Origin of the sequence: Pseudomonas serbiensis (assembly GCF_030580745.1) — a bacterium.
Lineage (GTDB): Bacteria > Pseudomonadota > Gammaproteobacteria > Pseudomonadales > Pseudomonadaceae > Aquipseudomonas > Aquipseudomonas serbiensis.
The window spans coordinates 195,580-213,605 of record NZ_JAUQOO010000005.1 but is presented as its reverse complement, the minus strand read 5'-3'; the positions used below and the strand labels follow the sequence as shown (position 1 = coordinate 213,605).

Sequence of the window (18,026 nt, the reverse complement as noted above, 5' to 3'; positions counted from 1 at the left end):
GTTGTACTTCCCAAGAGAATCAGTTCATGTCACTACGAAGCATCAATATTGCGCCTCGTGCTTTTCTGGGCTTTGCCTTTATTGCCATTCTGGTAATAGGGCTGGGCATTTTTGCACTCAATCGCATGTCCATCATTCGTCAGGCCACCACGGATCTGGAAACCAACATGCTTCCCAGCATCGCCTATCTGGGCGAAGTGGACGAGAACCTGCTGCTGTTACGCATCATGGCGTTCCGGTACGTGATCAACCGCGAGCCTGATCAGATACAGGAAACTGAAACCCGTGCCCAGTTGTTGACCCAGAAGCTTAAAAAAGCGGAGTCCAACTACGCAGCCTTGCCTGCGGAGGGTGAGGAGAAAGATATATATAGAAAGTTTCAGGCTGTGCTGGCCGATTATCTGGACGTGCAACAAACGGCAATGATGCTGTCGCGCAGTAATAAACTCGAAGAGTTGAGAGCGTTGATCAATGGCCAGATGAAAGTCAGTACGGATCTGATCTCCTCGCAACTTGATCAATTGATAACTATCAATAAGAAATCGGCCCAGGAGGCATCCAACCGCTCAAGCCTCCATTTCGATAATGCCAATACAGCAATCATTCTGGTTTCGATTCTGGCTGCTGCCTTGACGGTTCTACTGGCCTGGTTATTGACCCGCAGTATTGTCATGCCATTGAGTCGGGCGGTACGCGCAGCGCAGGAAATCTCCGACGGCAACCTGACCCGGCATATCGAAGTGGACGGCAATGATGAGCCTGCACGCTTGCTGGAAGCTCTGGTGCTGATGCAGCAGAACCTGCGCAAGACCATCGAACAGATTTCAGGCTCGGCGACGCAACTGGCTTCCGCTGCCGAAGAGTTGAGCGCCGTGACTGAAGAGTCCTCTCGCGGCCTGCAACAGCAGAACGACGAGCTTGAGCAGGCTGCCACTGCCGTCAACCAGATGACCGCAGCAGTCGAAGAGGTGGCTCGCAATGCGGTATCCACCTCCCAGGCCTCGCAGCAGTCCAACGAAACGGCACGTCTGGGGCGTGACAAGGTTGTGGAAACGGTCAAGGCCATAGAGGTCATGACCCGTGACGTCCAGAGCACCTCCAGTCTGATTGAAGGGCTGGCCACTCAAGGTCGTGAGATCGGTAAGGTGCTGGATGTGATCCGTGCCATTGCCGAGCAGACCAACCTGTTGGCACTCAATGCTGCAATCGAGGCCGCACGGGCAGGCGAGGCGGGCAGAGGCTTCGCGGTCGTGGCCGATGAAGTCCGGGCGCTGGCGCATCGTACCGCCCAGTCTACCCGGGAAATCGAGCAGATGGTGGCGGGTATCCAGAGCGGCACGGGGCAGGCTGTCGAGTCCATGACGCTCAATACCGGCCGCACTCGATCCACGCTGGACCTGGCTCAGGCCGCAGGCGATGCGCTGGAGATGATCACGGATGCCATCTCGCAGATCAACGAGCGTAATCTGGTGATCGCCAGTGCGTCCGAAGAACAGGCTCAGGTTTCCCGCGAGGTTGACCGCAATCTGGTCAACATTCGCGACCTTGCCAATCAGTCGGCCGCGGGCGCTAACCAGACCAGTGCCGCCAGCCATGAACTGTCGCGACTGGCTGTAGGCTTGAATACGATGGTGGGTCGGTTTGTGATCTGAAAGTGAGTGGGAGGCGGCAAGCTGCAAGCCGTCTCCCTCAGTCTTCTGAATGGCCAGACATTGAGTTTTATGCACCGCAACGCGAATTTTGAAACAAAATTCCGCCTTCAAATACTTTGCCAATATCTGTTGATTTAGCGCAAAAATCCCTCGTTTTTAACCTTCTGGTGAGCTTTTAAATCTTTCCAGAGGGTTTTTCCTGGCTATCCGTCCTCTCGCGTCTTGTCTGTTTTTGCCTGCCCGATGCAACAAGAAGGCACTTTTGGACTCCTATCATCCGAATTCTTCATATCGAAACATATAGGTATTAGTCTTTAAACGTGATCAAGGGTACGTATTCGACTGATCCACAAAGGATTTCACGGGGGCTGCGAACCCGCTCATGGCTGGCACATTCGCATCAGCGACAAGCTGACTTTACTTAACACGTGCCGGACTCCAGACAATGAATATCTCCAGAACCCACTTGATCAGCCGCGTCTATCGCCGTTACGCCTGGCTTTTTTTTCCTGCTCTTTTGATTGCTTGCGTAGCTTTCTGGTTTGCCATCGGTAGCAGAGTGCAAGCCGAGCCGAAAAACGGTACGCAAACCCTCGTATTCCTGCGCCATGCAGAGAAGCCTTCCATGGGCCTTGGGCAGTTGAATTGCCAAGGCTTGAACCGTGCCATCGATTTGTCCGAGCTATTACCCAGGACTTATGGCAAGGCCGATTTCATCTTTGCCGCCAACCCGAGCCGTCATGTGGAAGAGGGGGAAGGTGATCTGTCCTACAGCTACCTGCGGCCCTTGATGACCGTCGGACCCAGCGCGATCAAGTTGGGCCTGCCAGTCAATATCGACTTTGGTGCCAATGACACCGGTGCCCTGGCCGATGAACTGATGCATGACAAGTATCACAACGCAGTCATCTACACGGCCTGGTCCCACGGCTATCTGCCGGAACTGATCAACAAGGTCGCCCAAGAAGCATCGGGCCAGAAAATGAAACTGCTGGACGACTGGACGGGCGACGACTTCGATTCGGTGCTGGTGATTACCCTGAAATGGGTCAATGGCAAAGCCACGCTGGACTACGAGAACCACAGGCAAGGCCTCGATAATGGCACCATCGCCTGTCCGACCTGATCGAAACCGCCCATTCATGCCTGTGCGCGTCATGCTGGCTTGACGGTATGGCCGGGAAGTCTGTTATCTGTGGCCATTGCCCATGGCCGAGGAACAGCGCATGTACAAAGACTACCCAGCCGCTTATCAGGTCAGCAAAGGTGCTGCGCTGCAAGTGGACAAGCCGTTTTACGAACGCATACGTGCCAGCGTCGATCAGCGTACGCTGATCGAGAAGTTCGAGGTGCCGATTCGTACCGGGCGGGCCTGGAAGGTCAAGGCGGGGCAGGTGTTTCGTGTCACCACGCCGGTGGGGCCGCAGGTCGGCGACTTCAATGTCTGGAGTGCCGATGATCCTCGCGAGCGCATGTGGGCTTCCCGTACTCGCCAGTTGCAGGGGGCTCATGTCACGACTCACGACAGGCTCTGGTCGAACCTGCCATTCCTGCGTCCGATGGTGACCATCACCGACGACAGCCTGGCCAGTTACGGCATCGACGAACATGGCGGGCGCCTGCATGACCTGCTCGGCACCCGCTGCGATCCCTACGTAAACAAGATGCTGACCGGCGAAGACTTTCATCATCACTGCCACTCGAACCTGACCCGCGCCGTATTGCCTCATGGCCTGACCGAGTTCGATGTCCATGACGTGCTCAATATCTTCCAGTGCACGGGGCTCAATCATGACGACATGTATTTCATGAAGGCTTGTCCGGCCCGACAGGGAGATTATCTGGAGTTCTTCGCGGAAATCGACTTGCTGTGTGCCTTGTCCACTTGCCCCGGCGGTGACCTGTCATTGCCAATGTGGGGGCCGGACGCTCAGGACCCGTTGTCCGTCTGCCGGCCTTTGGGCGTGGAAATCTACAGCCTGGAAGACTCGCTGCTCGAAGGCTGGACGCCACCTCAGCGGGCAAGCTACGACGGCTTGCATGGGCTGAAGATTGCGCCCGCAGAGTGGGAAAAGTAGCCGCAGGCCATCAAGTTCATCGTTTACCCATGGCTTTACGGTTTGAGCCCGGATAATGTGTGAGCCCCTGTACTCATCTCAGCGCAGTACAGGGGCGCGAAGGGCCGAATGTCCCGCGCATGAGCCGATCACGGAGGAATGGCCGGGCATCTGACCGATGCATCACCGCTGGCTATCCGGACTCGAACTTACCCATGTGCTCTGTGTTTCGTACCTTGTCGGTACTTGTTGTCGTGCTTGGCCTTTCGGGCTGCATCGCCAACCCTGTTCCTCTTACGCCACAGACTGTCGAGCGGCTGCATCAGCAAGCGCCCGTCCGGTTTCTGCTGACCTTTGACGACGGCCCAAGTGCATCGAGCTTCTACAATCCGACGCTCACGGTGCTCGACAGCCTGGCCCGTAATCCGCTGCAACCGGATATCAAGGCCGTGTTCTTCGTTCAGACAGGTTCCAGCGGCGCAGGCGGCAGTGAGCAAGGGCGGGCAATCATGCAGCGTCAGCATGAGGAAGGGCATGTGCTGGGTTTTCATACCAGCACCCCACATCACACCAATCACCGCTCGCTGAATCCCGAAGAGCTTGAACAATCACTGACAGAGGGCAGTGCGATCATTGCCGGCATCACGGGCACACCGACGGTGCTGTTGCGTCCGCCATTCTGGAACTATGACAAACGCACCTTTGCGGCCTATCAGCAGCATGGCCTGCATGTGCTGCTGACCGACCTGAGTGCCAACGACGGCAAGATATGGGGCTACAACTTCAGCCTGCGCCGCCGCTCCAATATGGTCCGGCAACTATCGGAAGTGCGTGAGCGCATCGCGGCCGCCGAGCTTCCGACTGTCGATGGCGTCATACCGGTTGTCGTCACCTTTCATGACCTGAACCGCTACACCGCCCGACACGCTCGCGAATACCTGCAGATATTGGTCGACAGCGCCCATGAAACCGGCGTGACCCTGGCTGAAAAGCCTTTCTACGACGACAGCGCGCAGTTGAAGCGCGCTGCGCTGGCCCGTACGGTCAAGAGCAGCGATGAGAGCGTGCGCTTGCCGGGCATATGGAACTGGCTCTGGGATCAAAACTCACATTAGGTTTTTCATACAAAGCCTGGCCCTAAGCGAAATCATTCTTCATGGACTGGTTTCTCCGGTCCATCGCGCCGCACGCTCAGCCAGCCCTCGGCGATATTTTGATGGCCATAGTCGAGGTTGACCCTGGTGCCGTTGATGTCGCTCGGTGCCTGGCTGTGCCAGTCTTTCCCGGCTGTGCTGATCCAGTGCCATTCACCCTTGGCGACCCGCGGCAGGACCATCGACGCGGGGGCAGCAGAGTCGCTGCCAGTCAGTACCGGCAGGCAGTCGAAGGTTACGTCGAGCGAGGCGAGTGCGCTTGCGTAGTGCCTGGACGGAATGTCGATGGTCTTAGCCGGCAGGATGCCGCAACTAGCGTGTACGCTGCCGCGTGGGTCGAGTAGCAGGACCAGATCCTGCGCCTGGCCATCGGCGGTGACGTTCAGATGATCGTCCGTCTCACGGTCATCGCCCGAAACGGCGGGATGGTAGATGGCCTTGAAGTTCTGGTAGTCCGCGGCATCCTGCGGATTGATCCAGTAGCCCACGAGAGTGTCATCCAGCTTGTTCAGGGCACCCAGGCGGACCGGGAAGCGAACCTTGGTCAAGCCTCCTTCGTTGAGCGTTTTCGGGTCCTTCAGGGATTTCGCCAGGGCGTTCCAGGCCTGGTTTCGCGCAGGCGGGCCAAGCAGCTCCAAGGCCAGGCTGGCACGAGCCAGAACCAGCGGCTGCCCGCTCAGCACGACGTGCTCGGCGGTTTCGGCGAACTGGTCCGGCAGGCAGTAGCGCAGGGCAAAGTCGACGGGGGCCAGGAAATGTTCGAGGACACCCTTGTCGGTGTTGCTGTACATGGCCTTGGCGAAGCGCGAGAAGTCCGCGGGCTGGCCGACGAATACGTCGTCCAGGGGCGTGCCATAGAAAAATCCGCCTAGTGGTGCGCAACTCCAGTGCACCTTGTCGTCCACCAGAGCCAGTTTGCCCAGTGGCCGGCCATTGGCAGCATGTAGCATCAGAGCGCGTTCGAGATGATTGGGGATGACCCAGCCCAGTATCGGCCCACTGTCGATGCTATCGTCACTTTCCCGAATAAGGTTGATGGCGGAACGCCAGCGGAACTGCAGGCGCGCGGGCTGGGCGAGGCGTGGGGCAAGCAGGGCGCTGCCGTCCTGGCGCAAGCCGGGTGGAGGCTGCATACCCTTGGCTACCCGCACTTCGGGTGCCGAATAGTCCTTGAAGCGACCGAAAACATCCACCAGGCGCAAACGGCGGATACGCAGCAGTTCAGCGCGCAGCGGGGTGTAGCTGGCGTCGGCAACGGGAGTGAAGCGGGTTCGCCCGCCGACAGCTTTGCTCACTGCCTTGATCAGATCGGCCTGTGCATGGGCTGCCAGTGGATCGTCCACCGTCAGTTGCAGGGCTGCGCGCTGCATGAGCAAGGCGTCGTTGAGGCCCGTGAGATTCTGCGCGAGCAGGGGCAGGTTCTCGATGTTTTTCAGCAAGTCGCGCAGGGCCTGGTTATCGCCACCGCGCTGCTTTGCATAACGCTCGATTTCCCGGGTGAGACCCAAGGTGGCGTCGGCGGCCAGCAGGGTGCTGCCCTTGAGAGTGCGTTTCATGCCCACTACGCTGCTGGAAGGCTCAAGGTCGAAGGCATCGAAACCGAAGCGGAAATGCTTCTGGATGAAGTCCTCTGGATAGCCGGTGGACGCATTACCGTCGCCCAGGGCGCAGAGTTCGATTTCGTATTGCAGCAGGAAGGGCAGCCAGGGGGTGCTCCATGCCTGGTAATAGCCTGGTCCAGGCTCCAGCCCCTGGTACTCGACCGTCACAGGCATCGTACGGCTTGGCAGCGTCTTCAGTTGTGGTAACAGGTTCTTGCTGAGAATTAGCGCCTCCGCCACCAGTGCTTTCAGCGCGGGAGTCAATGGCAACTGTGCGTGTAGTTGCAGCAATGAAATGTTGGCACTGTCCCACCTGAAATGGGCTCTTGGTGCAAGGCTCACTATGCTGAAACTGCGGATCTGACTGCCCAGCCTGCATTCGTCGGCATTGCCCTTGATGCGATCCGGTTCGTGCCGGGCCGGTGGCACGACATCTTTGCCAGCGAGCAGCAATATCGGCTCGGTCGGCTGGTAGAAACGCGGTGCGCCGGTGGTTTCGCGCAGAGTGCAGTCAGTGGCCAGTTTCTTACACAGTTGCTGTTCCAACTGCTTGATAGCCAAGCGCTGAGCGGCCAGGTCGGAAAGCAGCGCCATGATGTCGGCACTGCGCGCCAGCAGCCATTTGCGCATGTCCTCCCGGTCAAGTTGCAGGCCGGGCGTCACTTGTGCAGGGTCATGCAGCAGGATCTGGTATTTCTGCCAGTCGAGGAACAGTTGCGCCTGCAGCGCTCTGCGTTTGTGATCGCCCTCGTTCAACGTGCCTTGCAGCTCGTTCAGTTTTGCCAGCAGTAACGCCTGGTCGGCTGGCAGTTCCGGCGTATCGCTGCTCAGGCGCTGGTCTTGCCGTTCGACACTCCATGAGTTGCCTCCGGAAAGGGTGGCAAACCCTGCGTCATGCACCTCCTGCTCGAATTCGCGGCCGGAACCAGTGTCACTGTCAGCATCGGACAGCCGACCGAACTGCAGGGCGTTGAACAGGGCCTCGGCATTGTTTACGTCCGACCCTTTGGCCAGCAGCGCCGACAACGCCTCACGCGAGGTGCCGGCGATGGCCACGGTCAAGTCCTGCGGTGGCGTATCGAGGTAGCGAGCGCTGGCCTGCCAGGCGATGTCGTCCAGCATGCCAGCGCAGATCAGCCGTCCTGGCTGGCTGCCCGCCGGCACCTTCCAGTCGGCTAATATCTCGGCCGTTGCCTGGTGCAGTGGATCTTCGCTCTCCCGGGCATACCACCCACTGACCTGATAGCTGATCCGAACTCGCTCCTGCGGGTTCGGGAGGTCGGTCAGCGTATCGTGGAAACCGAATACCGACATGCAATTGGGGTAGAAGGCGGCAAAGGACGGCTCGCCATAACCGAGCGCGGTGAACGGTCGTGGCGCGCGCTGGACTCCGTCAGCGTCAAGGACTTCCTGCCAGATTTCTGCGTCGAACACTTGGCCGATCCAGGCCATCTGTGGCTGCTTCTGCTTGTTCTCGAAGAGGATGGTCGGTGACTCGGGATTGGCAGTGTCGCTGAGGCGGTCGCTTTCCACTACCCAGCTTTTCAGGAGCATCTTGTCGTTGTCGTACCGCAGCATGCGGGTCACCAGCCAGCGATCCGGCACGGGAGGGAACTTCAGGCCCTGAGCCGTGCTCCCGCCGCGGGTCAGTTGTCGCGGCAGGCTCCAGTGCAGATGGATACCGGCCTTCAACGGCTTACCTTCGGCAAAGGGTGAGCTGCCGCCGAGCACGGTCTGGCTGATGTAGGGCGCTGGATTGCCCTTGTGGGGCAAACGCGAGAAGTCAGCCATGGCGGGCAGCGCAAGAGCACCGGCTTCGATATCGCCCTTGCCTACGGCCAGGGCGGCGATATCGAGGTTGGCGATCAGGATGTCATCGCTCATGGCACGCTCCAGGTGAAGTCCACGGCATCGGCACTTTCAACCATCTGCAGGGCGAAGCCGGCTGCGTCGAGGGGGGTGTGCAGCGCTTCGCCCATGCTGGCGGCCAGACGCGCCAACGGTATGACCCGGCGGCCGTTGGCGCGCGGGCTGACCACGGTGGTCAGTTCGGTGAGTTTGCCGGGATCGTTGCCGAGAGTGCGCAGGGCCTTGTCGAAGCCCTTGTTTCCTGCGTTGCTCACACCAAAATGACTGGCCTCGGCAGGCAGCGTGAAGCGCACTCGGGTCAGTCGATCATTGAACAGGCACAGCAGCAGGCCTGGAGCCAGCAGTTCCATGCGCACGATGGACAGCGCCGCGGTGTCAGTGAAGCCTTGGACCTCCAGGCCCGGCCAGGCAGCCAGCAGGTTCGAGCGCAGCAGAAAGCCACTTAGCTTGTCGCCGGTTGCCACGGGCTGGCATTGGACTTCGGGTACGGCTTCGGCGTGCAGCTCCTGGCGCATCTCGCAGCTTTGCACCGCTTCCTCGGCGGCGGCGCGCAGCGCGTTGCAGGCTTGCTGTGCGGCTTGCGAATCGACGGTTGTACTGCCGATGCTGAGCGCTCCGTCAAGCAGGGCTGTGAGCCAGCCCTTGTCGACCTGAAAAAAGCGCAGGGACTCGGCCGGCAGCATAGCCATGTCCGCCACCAGGTAGTTGAACGGTACGCCCTTGAGCATCTGCAAGTCGCTCAACCAGGCGTGGATCAGTCCTGCGTCGGTATCGTTGCTGTCCCAGGTGACGATGGGTGGTGCGACGGGGACTCGCAAGCGCTGCGCCATCTCATCCAGGGTTATCCGTGTGCCGAATTGTCGTGCCATGCTCAGTTTTTCCCCGTACCGATGGATTTGCCCAGTTCATCGACGGCTTTCTTGAGCAGGTTGGACAATACCTGTTCGACACGGCTCTCGGTGGTTTGCCCCGGCGCTCCGCTCGATGACAGATCTGCCAGTGCCGCATCCAGATCGTTGTTTTCCCAGGCTTGCAGCTGTTGCTGAGTGTGGCCGAGCTTCCAGCGGTACAGGGCGCTTGCGAAACTGCTGTTCTGCAGGGCCAGCAGCCGCCCGAGCTGCCAGGCGGCGCTGTAGCTGACATCGAACATACCGCTGGCCGGGTCGTAGCGCAGCAGTTCGTCGGGATGGCTGGCCGAGGGTTTCGGCATGGCTGTGGTGCTGACCGGCAACAACGGGCCACGGTACCAGGACACGCTCTGCTCACCGTTACGCAAAGCATGGTTCATCGCGCTGTAGCCGAGGCCGAAGGCATTCTCGACCTGCTTGTCGCCGCCAGCGTCCTGTGCGCTGGCCTTGTTCCAGGGCATGCGCAGCGCTGCGGGTTCAAGGGCTCTGAACAGCTGGGTAAAGTCCTGCTGCCCGTCGCGACAATTGAAGGTCCAGTTGGCCAGGCTCACCAGGCGGACGGTGCGTGTGCCGTCCGGTAATGCCTTGGACGGCTCACCCTCGTCCCCCGGCAAGTAGGTGGCGAAATTCTCCAGCGACACCAGATGCGCTACCGAGGAGTGCCCGGGGGCAGGCAGGCGATTGCCAACCACCACCGCATAGTCGAGCGGTGGCAGGCTGCCGTCGAGGCTGGCCTTGGCCTGGGGGGCGACACGACGCACATGGGCGTTCCAGCGCAAATCGTTGAGCGATGGGGCGATGGCGTTGAACAGATCGATATCCACATCGATCACCGTGACCGGGTCTGTGCCCAGCTCTCCGGGTTCCTCGCTGCGCTGGGGAAAGAACAGTGTGTCTTTGCCAAGCAGATTGGCCACGGTCAGTTGCTGCGGGGCAGGTGGTGGATCGTTTTCATCGAACAGCAGCACGGCCAGCCAGCTTGGCGGGGGCTCGTCCTCAGCGGTCGGTTTTACGGAGGGCGAGCGCTGCCAGGGCAGGGTGGCAGTGTTCAGCACCACGTGGGGCAACTGTCGAGAGAAATCACCGCGAGCGCCATTTTGCGGTGACTGGCTGTTTAGGAATGTCGGGGGTAGACGATAGCGTTCTCCCAGAACCACGAAGCCCTGGGTCGACTTGAAGGTGTCCTGCTCCACGCCACCGATTTCTACGGTCTGGCTGGCACTGATGCAGTATTCGCCGCTGGCTAGTGGCGGCAACAGGCAGGGGATGAAGGTCAGGGACTGGTTGCCCGGATCCTGGTGGAGAAGGCGTTCGGGGGGAGTCAACGGCACGCTGGCGGATTCCTTGGGATACCGCCGACGGCGGTGTAGTCGAAGCGAGGGAAGCGTTGTTTCATTCGGCCCCCAGTGAACACAGGTGCGGTGCCACGCGGAAAATGGAGGGCGCGTCGCTGGAGGTCTTGCTCAGGTCGAGAGTGGTGGCGGTGGTCTTTTGCTGCCGCTGCAGTGCAGCAAGGATGTCGTTGCGCGCCTTGCTAGACTGCGGACTGCTCAGGGATTCGCCTAGCTGTGCCAGGGTATTGCCCGATTCATAGGGAGCATTGTCGGGTTTGCTGTCCGAACACGTGATTTTAAGTGGTATCGACGTGGGCGCCTGGAGGTTGCTGATCAGGATGCTCAGGCCACCTTGCGCGATACGCTGCGCGGGGAGCAGATCAAGGCCGGTCAGGGCGTTGGCAAGCATCGCCGAACCTTGCAGGGTGGCACTCCCATTGCCCCAAAGGCCAGCAGGTACGTTACCGAGCAGGGCCTGGCTGCTCCAGTTACCGCCATCCTGTTCATCGGTGCGTTTGATGCTCAGGCATAACGTACTGGTCAGCGACCCCTGTGGTTTGTCCATGGGGGCCACGCCCAGGCTGCGATTCCAGTTGCCTTGTGCCGGTGCCAGGGGACCGCTCACATGGGTAACCGGCACCGGGTTACTTAGTACCAGGCGCAGATTGGCGGGGTCGACCTTCCATAACAACTTGCTTTCTTGCGTGACGGTGTTTTTTAGCTCGACGGTGCCGAGCAGCCCACTCGGTGCGCTGATACCGATCAGCGGGCTCTGCGTGGGGGCTGGCTTGTCGGGTTTAAGAACGGTGGGGGCCGGAAGGAACGACTCGCGAAACTCCCCCCAGTCGATTGGTGTATTGCCGGGACGTTTCTGGGCACCGAAGTCGATGGTGAAGGACACCACCGACAGGTCGACCAGCGCCAGGCCACCGAAGTCAGGACCCCACAGGTCAAGATTGGCGTTGACCCGCGCATTGAGGGTGTAGGAGCTCAGCCACAGATCGACCTTGACCGAGACACCGATGCTGACAGTGGCGCTGATTCGGTAAGTGAACGGTTTGAAGCGGATCAGGAAGTTGGTCTGTATCTGGAACCAGGCTTGCACGCCGCTGCTCTGCCAGGTGGCATCGAGCAGGCCGCCGGCCATGATCACCGAGGGCGTCAGCGCGAAGTACAGCTCGCCCTTGATCGTCAGCTGGTCCGAAACCCGCCAGTTCAGGCCCAGGCGCGGGACCTGCGGATAGTGCGCCGGCACCTTGAACTGTGGATGGTAGCCGCCCAGGGTGACGACGAAGTCACCGGCATAGGGGCTGTTGCCGAACCACAGGTAGAAGGCGAAGCCGCCGGTCAGCCGCGCATCGCGACTGAACACCCATGAGGTGGACGACAACTGCGCATTCACTGCCAGCAAACCTTCCTCCAGTTGCAGGCTGGCCTTGAGCAGCAACTCGGCGTGTACCATCGTCAACGCCGGTTTCGCCGCCGTGGAGGGAGGCAGGCTCAGGGTGCTCTGGCCGAGCAGGGCGACTTCGCTGCGTGCCCCGAAGGACAGGGTCAGCAAGGCAAAGCTTTCGATCATCTTGAACGAACTGAAGCGTACTCCGGCGGCGAACCAGTCCTGATCGGCCGCGGGCTCGATGTACTTGCCGAGGTCAGCCTTTGCCTGCAGCTCGGTCATATTGCCCATCGCCGCCTGGATCAGCGGGAATTGCCCGACCTTGTCCACCTCCGGCAGGCGTAGCGCACGGTTGAAACCGACCCCGGCGGCCAGGCCGGTGACGAAGAAACACGGTGGGCCACCCAGCGGCACGTCGATGAAGGTGAAGGCCGTGAAGGACGGTCGATTGTCCGTCCCGGTGGTGTAGCTACCCAGTGCCGTGGCACCGAAGCGTCCGGCGCTGACCGTCAGTTGGCCATCGTAGGTCGGCTTTTCCCGGGTCCCGAAGCGACCCAGGGCACCGCCGATGCTCAGCGCCTTGCTGCGGTATTGCACGGCCAGCCCTGCTAGGCCGAATTCCAGCTTTCCGGCGGCACCCAGCAGGGGAATGTTCGCTTGCAGCCCGTTGAGCATGATGCTCAGACCACGAGTATCGAGGCCGGCATCGAGCAACACGGCAACGGCACCGCTGTCGGTCATGCTCAAGCCGATGCGCTGAAGGCGCAAGGGGCCGAGGGCGCGTTTTATCTTGATCCAGGCGACCTTGTCGGCGCTTGGTTGTTCTTCATCCTCCGGGAGTTCCGGTGCGGCATCTTCTTGCGCGTCTGGTTTGACTGGTGCTGCTGGCTTGACGGGCTTGATTGGCCCTGCCTCCTGGGGGGCTTTCGCTTTGCCGCCGAAGCGTGCCATCAGGGTTTTGCTCGGCTCGCTGCCCACCTTCAGGTCCACCGCCAGGGACAGGCCGCCATCGAACGATAGCCCGGACAGCTTGTCCAGCGTGCTGCCTGCAGGGATAGGCGGCAAGACCTTGCTCGCCGCGATCAGACGCACGCGCTCGATGCCGAGGCGGTCGCTGCCGGCGGGCACCAGCTTGCCCGCCAGGGGAATGCTGTCCAGGCCCAGTTCCAGCTTGAGGTCAAGGTCCATGGCATACAGGTATCCCCATGGATCGTCCTTCGACCGGCGTCCGGCCACCAGTACCGACTCGCTGCTGCGACTGCCGGTCGGATCCTGCGCAGTGGTCAGCAGCGCCGTGAACTCAAGGGCGAAAGACAACGCATCGGACTCCGCCAGGAAAGTGAAGCCGGCTTTGCTCAGGTGCAGTTGCAGGCCTGCGGGCAACTCGCCTATCTGTGGCAGGTGCAGGGCGCGCAGAAGGTCATTCAAAGCGGGCGGACTGTCGTGGTTGGCCCAGTCGCCGGTAACTTTCCTGGTTTCACTGGCCAGATCGATTGCGATATTGAATTCGTTGTATTCATTGATGCGGAAGCCGCCCGCCAGTCCACCTGTGAACCCTTGCAGGTCACGCTGCATGCTCATTTCCAGGCGATGGAAAGCGAGGAAACGTTCATGGCCGATGTCGAACCTGCAGTCACCCTCGATGCTCAGCGCCGCACCGTACAAGGACTGTTCGGTCTTGGCCCAGAACTCCAGGCGCTCGATGGTCATCTCTCCCGGAAGATCGTGCTTGAAGACCTCTTTCACGAAGGTCGTCAGCGACGGTGCTGGCCTGGCCGGATCAAGGCCACCACTGAGGATCTTGCCTGGCAGGTGCCCCTTGACCAGCAATGGCAGCCCGCCCAGGGTGAACACGCCCTGGAGAGCGAAAGACAGGATACTGTTCCGGTCCTTTGGCCGCAGAGTACTGAAGCGCAGTTGCACATCGCTGAGGTTGATCAGCCCGGGGCAGATATCCAGGCCCTTGTCGCCAACGGCATGCAGCGACAGATAGGCGTAGCTCACACTGTGGCTTTCCCGGTTGAAACCACAAAAGGTTTCGTTGCGCCGCAGCAGCCTGGAGCCATTGCGGTACTGTGCCGGCAGGTTGCCGTCAACCAGAGCAGCGTTCTCATGCAGGGGATTTGTCGGTGCAGAGCCCGCCAGCCCCATGGAGATGGCAACTTTCAGAGTGGGTTTCTGGAGCAGCGTCAACAGGGTGTCTACGCCGATCAGGTCGCTGGCGGCGCTGTCCCAGCCGAACAGGCTGGCACCTTGTCCGGCACTGAGGAGCTTGCCATCCACCGCAGGTTGCTCGTCAGCGGGACGTATCTCGCTGACCTGGTGCAACCAGCCGAGCGGAGCGCTGATGTCGCTGCTGGCGATCAGCAGGCTGCGGCAGGCTAGGGTAGCGAGAATCGGATAGGGAGCGTTCGGGAAGGCATCAATGAACTGCCAGTTCACCGGCAGGTTGATACCCAGCAGCACCTTGCACCTTTCGCCGTCTGGCTGCACGCGCAGAAACACCGAGGGCTTTTTCACGCCCAGCAATGTCTCCTCTGCGTATCCGCGCAGGACGAAGGCCTGATCACTTTCGATCCAGCCCTGCTTGCTGTGCAGCGTCAATAGTAAAGGCAGACCGAGCGGTGTGAAGACCGCGTCGCAGGGCGTGCCCGGCAGTTTCGAGGTGTTCAGTACGCCCGATCGTTGCGCCTCGGGAAATCCTTGCCGCAGTTGTGCGAGCAGGTCTTTTGCGTTCATTGCGTATGCCGCCAGTGTTCCGAAGGCTGGGTGTTGCGAGCAGTTCTGTTGCGGCTGATGTCAGGAGTGCTGTATCTATTTTGTGTTGAACCTGCGTTCATTAGGAACATATTCGCCTTCAGAGACCAGTACCTCAAGGTTTTGTACCACGTTGTGGACTCCGGCGGCCTCAATCAGCGACGTGGGTGGCTTGACCGCCACGTAGAGATGGTTCTTGTCACCAATGGCAACCTGTAGCAGTTTGTCGATGCTGCTTTCGTCGACAGTTTCCTTTTCATCCGGCTTGGTGGCGTCCTTCGCCTTGAACTTGAACTGTTCGACCCCGAACAAGAAAGGACTATCGACTGTTGGGGTGCTGCCGGGGAGATCCAGCTTGACGTCGTAATGGTCCTCACCGAGGGACAGACGGAGGTTGATCGATATCTTCATTGCGCACTCCTTGTGAGATTGATGTTATATAGCCATTATGCGTAATTTCCTGTTCAGGTGAAAGAGCGATATCGGGCGGCATGGTTTGCGGGCGGACGCTTGTGAGGGCCTTGTTTGTACGACTCGATATCGAGTCGTACCCGACAGCTTCCCACGTCAGATTTTGTAACCGGTCACTGCTCCAGCGTATTTTTCCGGATATGACCATTCTGCAAGATCATCGCCAGACGCTCGCCTTGACCTACCAGACAATCAATATCGGTCAGCGGGTCGCCGTCCACGACCAGCAGGTCGGCCAGTGCGCCGGGTGCGATGCAGCCCAGTTCACCCTCGCGCTGAAGAATCTGTGCTGCCACGCTGGTGGCGCTGCGCAGGGCTGCAAGATTGCCCAGCAGTTCGGCCCGAATTTTCAGCTCATGGCTCTGGTACTCATGCATTTCGCCGAGCAGGTCCGAGCCGTAGCCCATGGGCACGCCCGCTTCGGCGAACAGCAGCAGGGCATTGCGTCCGGCCTGACGCACGTCTTCGATCTTGGCGACCGAGTCTGCTGGCAATCCGAAGCGTTCCCCGTACTGGGCGAGCATTTCATAGGTCACTTGAGTCGGTACTGCAAACGCACCTTTTTCTGCCATCAGGCGGGCGGTGTCGGCATCCACCAGATTGCCGTGCTCGATGGTGCGCACGCCGCATTCGATGGCCCGGCGAATGGCGCGTGCTGTGTAAGCGTGAGCCATTACATAAGTGTTGGCGGCTTCGGCCTCGTCGACGATGGCGCGTATTTCGGCTTCGCTGTATTGGGTATTGGCAATCGGGTCGGTGGGTGAGGAAACGCCCCCTGAAGCCATGATCTTTATCTGGTTCGCGCCTTGTTGCAGTTCTTCGCGAACCGCCAGGCGCACATTGTCGACCCCATCCACCACACGAGCGATAGCCCCGGCGCGGAAGCAGCAGGAGCAGGGTTCATTCAGCAGAAGTTCGCCACGGGCGCGCATGTCGCCGTGGCCGCCTGTCTGCGACAAGGCCTTGCCCGACGCAAAGATCTTCGGGCCGGGGATAAGCCCCAACTGGATGGAACGGGCCAATGCCCAGTCGGCACCGCCGGCATCACGCACGGTGGTGAAACCGCGTTGCAGCATGGCTGCCAGGATCGGCAGTGCGCGATACATGATGATGGCGTTGGGTTGCAGGGCATTGAAACCCAGGTTGGCATTGGAGGCCAGAACGTGAACATGGCAGTCGATGAGGCCGGGCATCAGCGTCTTGCCACCCAGGTCGATAATCCTGGCCCCGGCTTCGGCGGGTTCGCCGGCAGGGCGTACGGCGACAATACGCTCGCCCTCGATCACGACTTCCTGACCGGCAATCAATTGACCCAACTGAAGATCAAGCAAGCGACCGTTGCGCAGTATCAGGCGGGAAGAGTCAGTGTGATTCATTGAAGGGCTCCAGTCAGGGGACGATGTGATACGTGCTTCCGGTCGCGATAGAGCATCGCGCCGGTGCCGCTGATGAGTGCTGCAAACATGATGTAGAACGCGGGGGCAACGTTGCTGCCGGTCGAGGCGATCAGCCAGGTGATGGTGAATGTGGCGAAGCCGCCGAAGATCGTTACGGCGAAGTTGTAGGCCACTGACAAGCCGGTCGAGAGCACGTGGCTTGGTAGCAGCTCGCCGAAGGCGGCGAGGATCGAACCGATGTAACCCGAAATCAGCAGGCCGAGCACCACTTCAAATACCAGCAGCGAAAACAGCCCCGGCATCTGGTTGATGAAAAGAAACATCGGGTAGGCGCTGAAGAAAATAGCCACTGCCGACCCCAGGAGCCATGGCCGACGACCATAACGATCAGCAAGCGCCCCGACTATTGGCGTTGCCACGATCAACACAGCGCCGCCCATCATGCCCGCACTGAATCCCATCCATGAAGGCAGGCCGAGCACCCGTTGGGCGTAGGAAGGAATGTAGAACAGGACGGCGTAGGTACAGACTGTCCAGAGCACGACCAGCGAGAAACTGATCAGGGTCTGGCGTGGGTAAGTGCGAAAGACTTCACGCAGGGGCGACTCGACAGGTTTGCTGGCGCTGTAGACAGGCGTCTCATCGACGCGGCTACGAATATAGAAACCCACCGGGCCGATCAGGGTGCCAATCAGAAAGGGCACCCGCCAGCCCCAGCTTTCCAGTTGTGCCTGGGTCAGGTAGCTGGACAGGACGGCACCCAGCGCGGAGCCGAGCAATACCGCCACGCCAATGCTGGCTTGAATCCAGCTGGAGTAGAAGGCTTTCTTGCCTTCGGGGGCGTGCTCGGTCAGGAATGCCGTGGCGCTGCCCATTTCACCTCCGGCCGAGAAGCCTTGCAGCAGGCGCGCCAGCACAATCAGTACCGGCGCCATCAGGCCTATCTGCGCATAGCTGGGGGTGATGGCGATGATCAGTGTGCCAAGGGCCATGAGCAGGATAGTCAGCGAGAGTGCCGCCTTGCGCCCGTGCTTGTCGCCATAGATGCCCAGCACGATGCCACCCACCGGGCGCATGAAGAAGCCGACGCCGAAGGTTGCCAGGGCCAGAAGGTAGGAAGTCAGCTCATTGCCGGTGGGAAAGAACACCTTGGCGATGATGACGGAAAAGAAGCTGTAGACCGTGAAGTCGAACCATTCCAGGCCATTGCCGATGACCGTGGCGATAACGGCACGACGCGCCTTTTGATTGTGGGTGCGTGATGGAGAGGCGTGTTCAGTGCTCACTTTTTGACTCCTGCATGCAAGACATGCAGGAAGCAACCCTGCATTTATAAGGGGGCAGAGTTGAAAAGTTGAAACATTATTCGGATCTAATGCCCGGTTGCGTTCGAGATTAGGCTTCGGCCTGGATTTGAGAAAGCGATCATT

General features: G+C 60.0%; 11 protein-coding genes. 4 read left to right on the top strand and 7 right to left on the bottom strand.

Translation table 11 applies throughout. The annotated features are described in order from the left end of the window. Positions 1–26 precede the first annotated feature (26 nt). From Q6A51_RS09005 to Q6A51_RS08990, 4 genes are all read left to right on the top strand, one after another. Entirely contained in the window at positions 27–1,652 is a 1,626-nt protein-coding gene (locus Q6A51_RS09005) for a methyl-accepting chemotaxis protein (protein WP_304574610.1), read from the top strand. 445 nt (positions 1,653–2,097) lie between these two features. Beyond that, entirely contained in the window at positions 2,098–2,778 is a 681-nt protein-coding gene (locus tag Q6A51_RS09000) for a hypothetical protein (protein ID WP_304574609.1), read from the top strand. A 100-nt stretch (positions 2,779–2,878) separates the two neighbouring features. Continuing rightward, positions 2,879–3,730 (top strand): urea carboxylase-associated family protein, encoded by an 852-nt coding sequence (locus Q6A51_RS08995; protein ID WP_201017012.1) that lies wholly within the window; start codon positions 2,879–2,881, stop codon positions 3,728–3,730. 194 nt (positions 3,731–3,924) lie between these two features. Further along, entirely contained in the window at positions 3,925–4,824 is a 900-nt protein-coding gene (locus tag Q6A51_RS08990; protein WP_201017013.1) for a polysaccharide deacetylase family protein, read from the top strand. Between the two features lie 32 nt (positions 4,825–4,856). Here Q6A51_RS08990 and Q6A51_RS08985 read toward each other — a convergent pair whose 3' ends face one another. From Q6A51_RS08985 to Q6A51_RS08955, 7 genes are all read right to left on the bottom strand, one after another. Beyond that, positions 4,857–8,348, bottom strand: a complete 3,492-nt coding sequence (locus Q6A51_RS08985) for a hypothetical protein (RefSeq protein WP_304574608.1) — start codon at positions 8,346–8,348, stop codon at positions 4,857–4,859. Beyond that, entirely contained in the window at positions 8,345–9,202 is an 858-nt protein-coding gene (locus Q6A51_RS08980) for a hypothetical protein (protein ID WP_304574607.1), read from the bottom strand. Before Q6A51_RS08980 ends, Q6A51_RS08985 begins: the two co-directional genes overlap by 4 nt. A gap of 2 nt (positions 9,203–9,204) precedes the next feature. Further along, a complete protein-coding gene (locus Q6A51_RS08975; RefSeq protein ID WP_201017016.1) occupies positions 9,205–10,572 on the bottom strand; it encodes a hypothetical protein in 1,368 nt (455 codons plus the stop codon). A 61-nt stretch (positions 10,573–10,633) separates the two neighbouring features. After that, positions 10,634–14,710 carry a DUF6603 domain-containing protein gene (locus tag Q6A51_RS08970; protein ID WP_304574606.1) on the bottom strand — a complete coding sequence of 1,359 codons (4,077 nt, stop codon included), beginning with the start codon at positions 14,708–14,710 and terminating at the stop codon, positions 10,634–10,636. 75 nt (positions 14,711–14,785) lie between these two features. After that, positions 14,786–15,139: a hypothetical protein gene (locus Q6A51_RS08965; RefSeq protein WP_201017018.1), complete on the bottom strand. Its 354-nt coding sequence runs from the start codon at positions 15,137–15,139 to the stop codon at positions 14,786–14,788. Between the two features lie 173 nt (positions 15,140–15,312). Then, complete coding sequence (locus tag Q6A51_RS08960; protein WP_201000490.1) at positions 15,313–16,575, bottom strand: metal-dependent hydrolase family protein; 1,263 nt, start codon at positions 16,573–16,575, stop codon at positions 15,313–15,315. After that, on the bottom strand, positions 16,572–17,882 hold the full coding sequence (locus Q6A51_RS08955; RefSeq protein ID WP_201017020.1) for an MFS transporter: 1,311 nt from the start codon (positions 17,880–17,882) through the stop codon (positions 16,572–16,574). Before Q6A51_RS08955 ends, Q6A51_RS08960 begins: the two co-directional genes overlap by 4 nt. Positions 17,883–18,026: the final 144 nt, after the last annotated feature.